This window comes from Nonomuraea sp. CA-218870 (assembly GCF_050936535.1).
In the GTDB taxonomy this organism is placed as follows: domain Bacteria; phylum Actinomycetota; class Actinomycetes; order Streptosporangiales; family Streptosporangiaceae; genus Nonomuraea; species Nonomuraea corallina.
The window spans coordinates 1,639,399-1,651,373 of sequence record NZ_JBNJMN010000001.1 but is presented as its reverse complement, the minus strand read 5'-3'; the positions used below and the strand labels follow the sequence as shown (position 1 = coordinate 1,651,373).

The 11,975-nt window shown below is 72.3% G+C and carries 12 protein-coding genes; 9 read left to right on the top strand and 3 right to left on the bottom strand.

The features are described 5' to 3' along the window. Nucleotides 1–113 precede the first annotated feature (113 nt). Together ACQEUU_RS08325 and ACQEUU_RS08320 are read right to left on the bottom strand one after the other, a co-directional pair. Nucleotides 114–554, bottom strand: a complete 441-nt coding sequence (locus tag ACQEUU_RS08325) for a dihydrofolate reductase family protein (protein ID WP_433062463.1) — start codon at nucleotides 552–554, stop codon at nucleotides 114–116. Nucleotides 555–591: 37 nt separating this feature from the next. Then, nucleotides 592–1,986, bottom strand: a complete 1,395-nt coding sequence (locus ACQEUU_RS08320; RefSeq protein WP_433062460.1) for an NAD(P)H-quinone dehydrogenase — start codon at nucleotides 1,984–1,986, stop codon at nucleotides 592–594. 71 nt (nucleotides 1,987–2,057) lie between these two features. Between ACQEUU_RS08320 and ACQEUU_RS08315 the strand changes: the two genes are divergently transcribed. Then, nucleotides 2,058–2,510 (top strand): gamma-glutamylcyclotransferase, encoded by a 453-nt coding sequence (locus ACQEUU_RS08315; RefSeq protein WP_433062457.1) that lies wholly within the window; start codon nucleotides 2,058–2,060, stop codon nucleotides 2,508–2,510. Nucleotide 2,511: 1 nt separating this feature from the next. On the opposite strand, the gene ACQEUU_RS08310 is transcribed toward ACQEUU_RS08315, so the two are convergent. After that, complete coding sequence (locus ACQEUU_RS08310) at nucleotides 2,512–3,813, bottom strand: MFS transporter (protein ID WP_433062454.1); 1,302 nt, start codon at nucleotides 3,811–3,813, stop codon at nucleotides 2,512–2,514. Between the two features lie 110 nt (nucleotides 3,814–3,923). Between ACQEUU_RS08310 and ACQEUU_RS08305 the strand changes: the two genes are divergently transcribed. The 8 genes from ACQEUU_RS08305 to ACQEUU_RS08270 all read left to right on the top strand — a co-directional run bounded on the left by ACQEUU_RS08305 (nucleotide 3,924) and on the right by ACQEUU_RS08270 (nucleotide 11,969). Next, nucleotides 3,924–4,904 (top strand): Lrp/AsnC family transcriptional regulator, encoded by a 981-nt coding sequence (locus tag ACQEUU_RS08305; RefSeq protein WP_433062452.1) that lies wholly within the window; start codon nucleotides 3,924–3,926, stop codon nucleotides 4,902–4,904. After that, on the top strand, nucleotides 4,901–6,205 hold the full coding sequence (locus ACQEUU_RS08300) for a M20/M25/M40 family metallo-hydrolase (protein ID WP_433062449.1): 1,305 nt from the start codon (nucleotides 4,901–4,903) through the stop codon (nucleotides 6,203–6,205). Before ACQEUU_RS08305 ends, ACQEUU_RS08300 begins: the two co-directional genes overlap by 4 nt. 1 nt (nucleotide 6,206) lies before the next feature. Further along, nucleotides 6,207–7,010 (top strand): purine-nucleoside phosphorylase, encoded by an 804-nt coding sequence (locus ACQEUU_RS08295; RefSeq protein WP_433062446.1) that lies wholly within the window; start codon nucleotides 6,207–6,209, stop codon nucleotides 7,008–7,010. Then, entirely contained in the window at nucleotides 7,007–8,644 is a 1,638-nt protein-coding gene (locus ACQEUU_RS08290; RefSeq protein ID WP_433062444.1) for a phospho-sugar mutase, read from the top strand. Before ACQEUU_RS08295 ends, ACQEUU_RS08290 begins: the two co-directional genes overlap by 4 nt. Before the next feature lie 123 nt (nucleotides 8,645–8,767). Next, nucleotides 8,768–8,932: a hypothetical protein gene (locus ACQEUU_RS08285; protein WP_433062441.1), complete on the top strand. Its 165-nt coding sequence runs from the start codon at nucleotides 8,768–8,770 to the stop codon at nucleotides 8,930–8,932. 172 nt (nucleotides 8,933–9,104) lie between these two features. Continuing rightward, entirely contained in the window at nucleotides 9,105–9,779 is a 675-nt protein-coding gene (locus ACQEUU_RS08280; RefSeq protein WP_433062439.1) for a TetR/AcrR family transcriptional regulator, read from the top strand. Then, entirely contained in the window at nucleotides 9,772–11,244 is a 1,473-nt protein-coding gene (locus ACQEUU_RS08275) for a class I adenylate-forming enzyme family protein (RefSeq protein ID WP_433062437.1), read from the top strand. The genes ACQEUU_RS08280 and ACQEUU_RS08275 overlap by 8 nt, the downstream gene beginning before the upstream one ends. Continuing rightward, nucleotides 11,241–11,969, top strand: a complete 729-nt coding sequence (locus tag ACQEUU_RS08270; RefSeq protein WP_433062434.1) for an enoyl-CoA hydratase/isomerase family protein — start codon at nucleotides 11,241–11,243, stop codon at nucleotides 11,967–11,969. Before ACQEUU_RS08275 ends, ACQEUU_RS08270 begins: the two co-directional genes overlap by 4 nt. Nucleotides 11,970–11,975: the final 6 nt, after the last annotated feature.

Here is an 11,975-nt window from a genome sequence, read left to right as displayed (position 1 = left end):
CGACAAGGCGTACTGGGACGAGCACCACGACGGTCATGCCCCGGCCGCGCCCGGCCCGCCCAACCCCTACCTGACGGCGGCGGCCGCGGCGCTGGACGGCGACCTGGCGACGCTCAGTCCGAGGGCGGGCGCTGGAGTTCGTCGAGCAGGCCGGCTCCAATCAGCGAGCGGGCGAGAGACAGGCTGCCCCAGAGCATCATGTCCTTGCCCGGCAGCCGCTTGAGCGCGGCGACCTCCTCGGCCGCGTCGCCGCGCACCACGCGCGCCGCCTCCCAGTCACCCCACGGCGCCTTGTCCAGGGTGGCGGAGAAGACCACCTTGGGCAGGGTGTTCACGGTCTTGGCGACCGTCTCGTCGGCGGTGGGCCAGTACCGCACGAACATCCGGTACGTCTCCGCCCCCAGCAGGACGGTGTCCACGTTCGCCAGGATCCGGAGGTTGTCCTGGTCCACCTGGCCGTAGTCGGTCACGGACTCGAAGAAGTCGAGTTCCCCGTCGGGCCCGGCCACGTAGCCGTCGGCCGAGACGAGCTCTTGGATGATGAGTTCGCGCACGTGTGATCAGACTGGACCAGCCGATCCAACTCATCGGTCAGATGTCGAGGGCCGTCTCGGGCTGCATGAGGCGGCGGGCGGCCTCGGTGATGGAGCCCGACAGCGAGGGGTAGACGGCGAACGTGTGGGCGAGCTGGTCGACCGTGAGCCGCTGCTGCACCGCCACCGACACCGCGAGGATCAGCTCCGACGCCCGCGGCGCCACCACCACGCCGCCGAGCACGATCTGCGTGTTGGGCCGGCAGAACAGCTTGACGAAGCCGTCGTTGAAGCCCTGCATCTTGGCCCGCGCGTTGGTGGCCAGCGGCAGCTTGACCACCTTGGCGTCGATCTCGCCCGCCTCGATGACCCGCTGGGCCACGCCGACGGCGGCGATCTCCGGGTCGGTGAAGATGTTGGACGCCACGGTGGCCAGCCGCAGCGGCTGCACCGCCTCGCCGAGGGCGTGCCAGACGGCGATGCGGCCCTGCATGGCGGCGACGGAGGCCAGCATGAGCACGCCGGTGCAGTCGCCGGCCGCGTAGACACCGGGCGCGGACGTGCGCGAGACCTTGTCGACCTTGATGAACCCGTGCGGGTCGAGCTGGACCCCGGCCTCCTCCAGGCCGATGCCGCCGGTGTTGGGTATCATGCCGACCGTCATCAGCGCGTGGGAGCCCTCGGCGGTGCGGCCGTCCTCGAGGGTCACCACCACGCCGTCGGCGGTGCGCTTGACGGAGGCGGCGCGGCTGCGGCCCATGACGTTCATGCCGCGGCGGCGGTAGACCTCTTCGAGGACCTCGGCGCCGTCGGCGTCCTCGTTGGGCATCATGCGGTCGCGGCTGGAGACCAGCGTGACCTCGGCGCCCAGCGAGCGGTAGGCGCCGGCGAACTCGGCGCCGGTGACGCCGGAGCCGACCACGATGAGGTGCTCGGGCAGCTTGTCGAGGTCGTAGAGCTGCCGCCAGGTGAGGATGCGCTCGCCGTCGGGCTCGGCGCCGGGCAGGATGCGCGGGGTGGCGCCGGTGGCCACCAGCACCACGTCGGCCCGGATCGTCCGGTCGCCGGCCTTGACCACCTGCGGGTCGACGAGCCGGCCCTGAGCCTTGACGATCTCGACGCCCTCGGCCTCGACGCGCGCGGCGATGTCGGCGGACTGCGCCTGGGCCAGTTCTTTGACCCGCTTGTTGACGAGGGGCAGGTCGACGCTCGCCACGCCGACGTCGCCGTCGAGCCCGCCGTCGAAGGCGACGCCCAGCGACGGCGCGTCGAGCAGCGCCTGCTTGCGGACGGAGGTGGCGATCAGCGTCTTGGACGGCACGCAGTCGGTCAGCACGCACGCCCCGCCGGGACCGTCGCGTTCGACCAGCGTGGTCTGCGCGCCTAGCTGCGCCGCGACCAGCGCCGCCTCGTAGCCGCCGGGTCCGCCACCGATGATCACGATCCTCGTCACATCCCTATTGTCCCGCATACTCTGAGCTGCCGACGAACGGGGCGGCCACGGTCGCGCTACGCTTTCATGCTGTGCCTGTTTACGCCGCCTACGGCAGCAACATGGACCCGGAGCAGATGGCCATGCGGGCCCCTCACTCCCCCCTGCGGGACGTGGGATGGCTGACTGGCTGGCGCCTGACCTTCGGCGGGGAGACCCTGGGGTGGGAGGGCGCGCTCGCCACGATCGTCGAGGATCCCGACGAGCACGTGTTCGTCGCCCTCTACGACGTGCCGGAGTTCGACGAACACTCCCTCGACCAGTGGGAGGGCGCCGCCCGCGGCCTCTACCACAAGGTCCGGCTGCGGGTGCAGACGCTCGAAGGCGAGGTCGTGGCCTGGTTCTACGTGCTCGACGGCTACGAGGGCGGGCTGCCATCGGCCCGCTATCTCGGCATCCTGGCCGACGCCGCCGAGCGGGCGGGCGCCCCCGACGACTACGTCAAGGAGCTGCGGGGACGCCCCTGCAAGTCGCTCGGCGACTGACTCAGCTCAGCGGCAGGTGCCTGGTCTCCTTCAGCGCGAACGCGTACACGCAGGTGGAGACCAGCGCCAGCCCCGACATGTACCACGGGAACAGGTAGGACGCGCCGGCGTTCGCCATCGCCGTGCCGATGAACGGCGCGGTCCCGCCGAACAGGGCGACGGTCAGCGAGTACGGGAAGCCGGCGCCGGCGGCGCGCACCCGGGTCGGGAACAGCTCGGAGTTCACCGCGGCCGAGATCGAGGTGAAGCACCCGAGGAACACCATGCCGACACACTGGATGACCAGGAGGCTGGCGAACGAGTCGGTCAGCATGCCCAGCAGCGGCACCGGCAGGATCGTGAACCCGAGCCCGAACGTCAGCAGCATCGGCCTGCGCCCCACCCGGTCCGAGACCATGCCCAGCAGCGGCTGCAGGATCATGAAGAACACCAGCGCGATCGTGCTCACGGTGAGCGAGTCGGCCTTGTCGAAGTCCACGGTCTGCTGGGCGTACGTGGGCAGGAACGTGGTCCAGGTGTAGTACGCGACCGTGCCGGCGAGGGTGATGCCGACGATGAGCGCGGCCTTGCCGGGGTGGTGGCGCAGGAAGTCGAACATACCGGGCCGCTCGGCCCTGCCCTGCCGGATGTCCTCGGCGAGCGTGCTGGTCTCCTCGGCGCCGCGGCGGATCCACAGGCCGACCAGGCTGATCAGCGCGCCCACGACGAACGGGACCCGCCAGCCCCAGGCGTTCATGTCGGGCTCGGCGAGCATGGTGGCCAGCAGCGCGGCCAGTCCGGAGGCGAGCAACTGGCCGATCGTGGTGCTCACGTACTGGAAGCTGGAGAACAGGCCGCGCCGTCCGGGCGGCGCGGACTCCACGAGGAACGTGGTCGCGGCGGCGAACTCGCCGCCCACCGAGAGCCCCTGCACGAGCCGGGCCAGGGTCAGGATGATCGGCGCGAGCACGCCCGCGGCCGCGTACGTGGGCGTGACCGCGATCATCAGCGAGCCCACGCCCATCAGGATGATGGTGAACGTCATCGCGGCCTTGCGGCCGAACCGGTCGGCGAAGACGCCCACCAGCAGCCCGCCCAGCGGCCGCATGAAGAAGCCCACGGCGAAGACGCCGAAGGCGCTCAGCACCGGCACGAACGGGTTGTCCGTCTCGGGGAAGATCTGGTGGGAGAAGTAGACGGTCAGGAAGCTGTAGGCGTACCAGTCGTACCACTCGACGACGTTGCCGACGCTGGCGGCGAAGAGCTGGCGCATGCGGCTCTTGGGGATGCCGAGGGGGGACGGGGCAACGGGTGAGGTCGCCACGGGCGGCTCCTTTGCTCAACAGTGCGTAATGCCGTAATCTGCGAGGAATTGGCCGAACCGGTCAGGCAGCCCGTCCCGGATGACGGAACCCGACACAGAAACGGCTCAGCGTGGACGTTCTCGACCGCCGCCTCGTCGCCGCGCTCCAGGTCAGCCCCCGGGCGTCGTGGGGTGAGCTCGGCCGGGCGCTCGGCGAGCACGAGCGGACGGTCGCGCGCAGGCTGCTGCGGCTGATGGCCGAGGGCGTGGTGCGGGTCACCGCGATCCACGACGACGCGCGCACCGGCGGCGGCCTCCCCGCCCATCTGCACGTCCAGGTCCGGCCCGGCACCGCGCAGACCGTGGCGCGGGCGCTGTCCGAGCGGTCCGACATCCGCGCGGTCTTCGCGCTGACCGGGGCACTGGACCTGGGCTGCGAGCTGGTCCCGCCGTCCCGGGAGCACCTGCACGACCTCGTGTCCGCGCAGATCTCCGCCATCGACGGGGTGGTGCAGACCCAGACCCAGGTCGTCCTCCACACGTTCAGGACCGTGGCCGACTGGCACGCGCCGCTTCTCACCGACGAGGAGGTCGCCAGGCTGCGCCGGGCGACGCCGGCGGCTCCCCTGCCCGATGTGGACGGGCTTTCACCTCTGGAGAAGAAGATCGCCCGCCTGCTGGTAACCGACGGCCGGATCCCGGTCGCGGCCGTCGCCGAACGGCTCGGGCTGTCGCAGCCGACCGCGCGCAGGCGGATCGTCTCCCTGCTGGAGCGCCGCCTGCTGCTGCTCCGCGCCGAGGCGGAGCCGGCGCTGCTCGGCCTGGCGGTGGAGGCCCAGCTCTGGCTCAAGGTCCGGCCGAACGGCCTGGACCGGACCGGCCGGACGCTCGCCGCCCATCCGCACGTGCGCTACTGCGCCGCCACGACCGGCACCCACCGGCTCGTCGTCCAGGTGGCGGTGGCCCACGAGTCCGCGCTGCACGGGTTCCTGTCGGACGTCGTCGGCCCGCTCGACGAGGTCACCGACCTCGATGTCACACTCATCACCCGGGCCTACAAGCGGGGACACCTGCGCAAGTCCGGCCTGCTCACCATGGAGAACAGATCATGACGCCTGCCGAGAACGAAGTCGCCGACCTGTGCGTGGAGCTGATCAAGGTCGACAGCAGCAACTACGGCGACGACAGCGGCCCCGGGGAGCGGGCCGCCGCCGAGGTCGTCATGGCCCGGCTGGCCGAGGTCGGCATCGAGGCCACCTACCTGGAGAGCGCGCCCGGCCGGGGCAACGTGATCACCCGGGTCGAGGGCTCCGACCCGTCGCTGCCCGCCCTGCTCGTCCACGGCCACCTGGACGTGGTCCCGGCCAACGCCGCCGACTGGTCGGTGGACCCGTTCGCGGGCGAGGTCCGCGACGGCTACGTCTGGGGCCGCGGCGCGGTCGACATGAAGGACATGGACGCGATGATGCTGGCCGTGCTCCGCCAGCTCACCCGCGACGGCCGCCGGCCGCGCCGCGACCTGGTCTTCGCCTGGCTGGCCGACGAGGAGGCGGGCGGCAACCTCGGCGCCAAGTACCTCACCAAGCACCACCCCGGCCTGTTCGAGGGCGTGACCGAGGCGATCAGCGAGGTCGGCGGCTACTCGCTGGAGATCGACCCGTCGCTGCGGCTCTACCTCATCGAGACGGCCCAGAAGGGGCTGTCCTGGATGAGACTGATGGCCGACGGCACCGCCGGCCACGGCTCCATGCTGCACCCCGACAACGCCGTCACCGAGGTCGCCAAGGCGGTGGCCCGGATCGGCGCCCACGACTGGCCGCTCACCTACACCCCGACGGTGCGCCGCTTCCTCACCGAGATGGCCGACGCGTACGGGCTGGAGTTCGACGAGGCCGACCCCGGGCCGCTGCTCGACCGGCTCGGCCCGCTGGTCCGGTTCGTCGGCGCCACCCTGCGCCACACCGCCAACCCGACCCAGCTCGACGCCGGCTACAAGGCGAACGTCATCCCCGGCCAGGCCTCCGCCGTCGTCGACGGCCGGTACCTGCCGGGCTACGAGGACGAGTTCTTCGCCACGATCGACTCGCTGATGGGGCCGAAGGTGCGCCGCGAGTTCGTCCACCACGACATCGCGCTGGAGACGACGTTCGACGGCGCCCTGGTCGAGTCGATGATCGCGGCGCTGAAGGCCGAGGACCCGGCCGCGCGGGCGATCCCGTACTGCATGTCGGGCGGCACCGACAACAAGACGTTCTTCGCCGACCTGAACGTGCGCGGGTTCGGGTTCGTGCCGCTGCGGCTGCCGGCCGACCTCGACTTCGCGGCGATGTTCCACGGCGTGGACGAGCGGGTGCCGGTCGAGGCGCTCCAGTTCGGGGTGCGGGTGCTCGACCGCCTGCTCCTAAACTACTGAGGTGAGTAATGACCCCTATGTCCTCGCCCGAGAGGCGGCCGCCGCGCTGAAGGCCGCCGCCGGTCTCGACACCTTCGACGTGGCCCTCGTGATGGGGTCCGGCTGGGTTCCGGCCGCCGACGCGATCGGGCAGGTGGTGGCGGAGGTCCCGTTCACCGACCTGCCGGGCTTCGCCGCCCCCGCCGTCGCCGGCCACGGCGGCCGCATCCGCGCCGTCCGCACCGACGCGGGCCGCCATGCGCTGATCTTCCTCGGACGCAGCCACCTGTACGAGGGGCGCGGCGTCGACGCGGTGGTCCACGGCGTGCGCACCGCCGCGGCGGCCGGGGTCCGCACGGTCGTGCTCACCAACGCGGCCGGCGGGCTGCGGCCCGAGACCCAGCAGGTCGGCGACCCGGTGCTGATCAGCGACCACATCAACCTGACCGGCGCCAACCCGATCACCGGCACCACCTTCCTCGACCTGACCGAGGTCTACTCCAAGCGCCTGCGCGACCTCGTACGGGAGATCGACCCCAGCCTCACCGAGGGCGTCTACGTCGCCTTCCGCGGCCCGACCTACGAGACGCCCGCCGAGATCCGGATGCTGCGCACGCTCGGCGGCGACCTGATCGGCATGTCCACCGTCCTGGAGGCCATCGCCGCCCGCGAGGCGGGGCTGGACGTGCTCGGCGTCTCTCTGGTCACCAACCCGGCCGCCGGGCTGGCGGGCGACCCGCTCGACCACGAGGAGGTCCTCCAGGTCGGCCGCGCCACCGCCGCCCGCATGGGCGTGCTGCTCGCGAAGGCGGTCGACCGGCTGTGACCAGCGTGCAGGACCGGGCGCGGGCGTGGCTGGCGCAGGACCCCGACCCCGACACCCGCGCCGAGCTGGCCGGCCTGCTGGAACGCGGCGACGCCGAAGGGCTGCTCGACCGGTTCGGGGCCAAGCTGGAGTTCGGCACCGCCGGGCTCCGGGGTGAGCTGGGCGCCGGGCCCAACCGGATGAACCGGGTCACCGTCATGCGCGCCGCCGCCGGGCTGGCCCGGGTGCTCGGCCCCGGCAGGCACGTCGTCATCGGTTACGACGCCCGCCACAAGTCCGACGTGTTCGCCCGCGACACGGCGGCGGTGCTGGAGGGCGCCGGGCTGCGCGCCTCGGTGCTGCCGGGCCCGCTGCCGACGCCGGTGCTCGCCTTCGCCGTCCGCCACCTGGGGGCCGACGCGGGCGTGACGGTCACCGCCAGCCACAACCCGCCCCGCGACAACGGCTACAAGGTCTACTGGGGCGACGGCTCCCAGATCACGCCGCCGATCGACGCCGAGATCTCGGCCGCGATCGACGCGGTGGGCCCGGTCGGCGACCTGCCGCTCGGCGGCCCCGGCACGCTCCTGGACGACTCCGTCGTGGCCGCCTACCTCGACGCGGTCACCACGCTGCCGCTGGGCGAGGCCCGCGACCTGCGGGTGGCCTACACGCCGCTGCACGGCGTGGGCGCGGACACGCTCGCGCGGGCCTTCGCGGCGGCCGGCTTCGAGCCGCCGCTGCCGGTGGCGGAGCAGCGCGACCCCGACCCCGACTTCCCGACCGTGGCCTTCCCCAACCCGGAGGAGCCGGGCGCGATGGACCTGGCCGTCGCCCTGGCCGCGACGGCGGGCGCCGACCTGGTGCTGGCCAACGACCCCGACGCAGACCGGTGCGCGGTGGGCGTCCCGCTGCCGGGCGGCGGCTGCCGCATGCTCACCGGCGACGAGGTGGGCGGCCTGCTGGCGGAGCACGTCATCACGCACACGTCGGGCGAGCGCATGGTGGCCACCACGATCGTCTCCTCGACCCTGCTCGGCAAGATCGCCCGCGCCCACGGCGTCGGCTACGGCGAGACCCTGACCGGCTTCAAGTGGATCATCAAGGCCGGCCCCGGCCTGGTCTTCGGCTACGAGGAGGCCATCGGCTACAGCGTCGGCACCACCCGCGGCGGCTCCCCGGAGCTGCCGGTCCGCGACAAGGACGGCATCGGCGCCGCCCTGACGGTGACGGCCATCGCCGCCGGCGCCAAGCGCGACGGCCGCACGCTGCTGGACCTCCTCGACGACCAGGCCCGGCGCTACGGCCTGCACGCCACGACCCAGCTGTCCTTCCGGGTCGCCGACCTGTCCCTCATCAAGGACGCCATGACCCGCCTGCGCGCCACCCCGCCGGACCGGCTCGGCGGCCACGAGGTGGTGCGGATCGACGACCTGAGCCGCGGTGACGGCGGGCTGCCGCCGACGGACGGCCTGCGCTTCACGCTGTCGGGCGACGCCCGGGTGGTGGTCCGGCCCTCGGGCACCGAGCCGAAGCTCAAGTGCTACCTGGAGGTCGTGGTCCCGGTGGCGGACGACGTCGCCCCGGCCCGCGCCCGCGCGGCCGAAGACCTGGCCGCCCTGAAAACCGACCTGAGCGCCGCCCTGGGACTCTGACTCCACCGCTGAGACCACCATTTGTGGACGGTCCACAATTGGTGGTCCTGGGACGTGCGCTGGACAAGTGCCGCGCCAGCAGGACCGGACGCCCCTTCCAGGAGCGCGAGCCGCGGTCCTGGCATGACGCCCTCGTTCTCCTGGCCCGCGCACTGCCCGAGGACGCACCGGTCGAAGATGCCCGGCGCCGACGCCGGCACCCCCCTCTACGCCGTCTCCCGGGCCGGATGCGCCGTCGACGGGATCCGCCACGTCACCCCGGGCGAGCTCCTCGAAGCCTGGCGCTGACCCGTCACGGACGTTTGGTCTCACCCGTGAGACCAAACGTCCGGGATGGTCTCACTGGTTCGCCACGTGAGACCGAAGTGTCCGTTGGTCTCACCGAACCTTCCCTCTAGGCGATGCCCCTTTTGTGGTTTATCGTGCGACATATCCGAGTAACCGAACGTTCGGTAGGCCGATGACTCCCCTCGCCACGTACCTCACCGACCGCGACGCCGACGCCGGTCTGCGCATCAGGACCGCGGCGGTGCTGCTCTTCGCCCGTCAGGGGTACGCGGCCACGACCATCCGCGATCTCGCCCGTACCGTCGGCATGACGAACGCCGGCATCTACCACCACGTCCCCAGCAAGGAAGCCCTCCTCGCCGACCTGCTCATCTCGGGGCACCGGGGTCTCGTCGAGGCCACCGCGACCGTGGTCGACGGCGTGGCCGGCGCCGCCGAGCGGCTGGCCCTGCTGATCAGCTCGCTCACCGCCACCCACGCGCTGAACCCGCTGACCACCCGGGTCATGGACGGCGAGCTGCGCGCGCTCACCCCCGGCTCCGCAGCCCTCGCCGAGGTCATCGCGCTGCGCGACGCGTACGAGGACCGCTGGCGGCAGGCGGTGGCCGACGGGGTAAGGGAGGGCGTCTTCCACGTCGCCGACCAGAAGCTGACCCGGCTCGCCCTCATGACCATGTGCACCGGCACCAGCGAGTGGTACCGCCCGGACGGCGACTCGACGCTGGAGCAGGTGTGCGCGGAGTTCGTGGCCATCGGGCTGGCGGCCGTCCGGGCACCGGCCCGCCCGCTGCCGATCGCCGACCTCTCCCTGCTGCCCGACCTGCCCTGGGAGCCGCCTCGTGACTGACCCGTACCGAACGATTCCCGAGTTGGTCCGCCACGCCGCGCAGCGGTACGGCGGACGCGAGTTCCTGCGCTTCCCCGAGGCGTCGCTGAGCTTCGCCGGGGCGGACGCCGAGTCCGACCGGCTGGCCGGGGCGCTCGCCGCCGAGGGCGTCCGGCCCGGCGACCGGGTGGCGATCATGATGGAGAACGTCGCCGGCTGGCCGCTGAGCTGGCTGGCCGTGCTCAAGGCCGGGGCGATCACGGTGCCGGTCAACGTCCGGTACCGGGCCGCCGACCTGGAGCACGTGCTGCGCGACTCGGGCGCGGTGGCCACGCTGACGACGCCGGAGCACGTCCCGCACCTGCCCGGCCGCGTCTACACGCTGGACGCGCTGTCCGGGCCCGCGTCGCCGCCCGACATCTTGCCTGACGCGGATGATATTGCGAATTTTCAGTACACCTCGGGCACGACCGGCTTCCCCAAGGCCTGCCTGCTCACCCACGACTACTGGATCCGCTGCGCGCGCATCGTCGCCGACAGCGTGCGACTCCGCGACGACGATGTCATGATCATCGCGCAGGCGCACTCGTACATGGATCCGCAGTGGACCACCCTCATGTGCCTGATGGGCGGCATCCCGCACGTGGTGCTCCCCCGCTTCTCCGCCTCCGGCTTCTGGCCCGCCGTCCGCGAGCACGGCGCGACGCTCACGTACGTGCTCGGCACGATGCCGCTGCTCCTGTACAAGCAGCCGCCGCACGACCTCGACCGGGACAACCGCATGCGGCTGGTGCTGTGCTCCGGCATCGCGCCGAACCTGCACCGCGCGTTCGAGGAGCGCTGGGGCGCGCCGTGGCGGGAGCTGTACGGGTCGACCGAGAGCGGCCCCGACCTGCTCGCCGGCCCGGAGGCCGTGGACACCGTCGGCACCGGCGCCATGGGCCGGCCCCCGGCGGGCAAGGAGGTCAGGGTCGACGAGGAGACTGGCGAGATCCTGGTCCGCGGCACGCCGATGATGAAGGGCTACTGGAACCACCCGGAAGCCACCGCCGCGGCTTTTCGCGGCGGCTGGTACCACACCGGCGACCTGGGCTTCCAGGACGAGCACGGCTACATCCACCACCGCGGGCGGCTGAAGGACATGGTGCGCAGGGGCGGCGAGAACATCTCCTGCGCCGAGGTCGAGCGCGTCCTCGGCGAGCACCCGGCCGTGCTCAACTCCGCCGTCGTCCCGGTGCCCGACGAGCTGTGGGGCGAGCTGCCGAAGGCGTTCGTCCAGCTCAGGCCGGGCCATGCGGCCGACAGGGAGACGGCCGCGAGCCTGGTCGCGCACGCCGCCGAGCGTCTGGCCCGCTTCAAGGTCCCGGCGTACGTGGAGTTCGTGGACGGTTTCCGGCTCACCCCGTCCGCCCGTATCGAGAAGCGTCACCTGCTCCGGCCCGACCAGCGGGCCGGGGCGTTCGCCTTCGCAGAGGAGAGGTCATGATCGACATCACGGTCCGCGACGAGGTGGCCGTCATCACCCTGAACCGTCCGGAGAAGCTCAACGCGCTCACCGCCGGCATGCGCAGGGACCTCGCGCAGGCCGTCCGCGACCACGGCGACGGCCCGGTCAGAGGCATCGTGGTGACGGGCACCGGGCGGGCGTTCTCGGCGGGCGAGGACATCAACGAGGCGGTCGGCCGGTCCCTGCTGGACGAGGTCGCGCTCTTCCATGACCTGACCAGGGCCGTCCTGCAGACCCGGGTGCCCGTGGTGGCCGCCGTCAACGGCCTGTGCGTCGGCGGCGCCGCCGAGTGGACCCTCTGCTTCGACGCCCGCCTCGGCACCCCCGCCGCCGAGTACTTCCTGCCCGAGAACCACATCGGCCTGTCGATCTCCAACGCCTCCAGCCTCCTGCTGCGCCGCCTCATCGGCGGCCGGGCGCTGCGGCTCGTGCTGGACTCGGCCCGGATCGGCGCCGAGGAGGCGCAGCGGCTCGGCATCCTGGACGAGATCGTGACCCCGGACGCCCTCCTGGACATGGCGATCGGCCTCGTCCACCGCTGGACCCTGCCGGGCACGGCCACCGGCGTCCACCTGCGCCTCCTGCGCCCGTCACTGGAGGAGGTGGAGGCCGCCTTCGCCGTGGAGACGGAGGCCGCCAAGGAAGTGGAGGACTCGGGAATCGCCCAGGCCGGCATGGACCGCTTCGTCAACCGCGACCGCTGAGGCGCG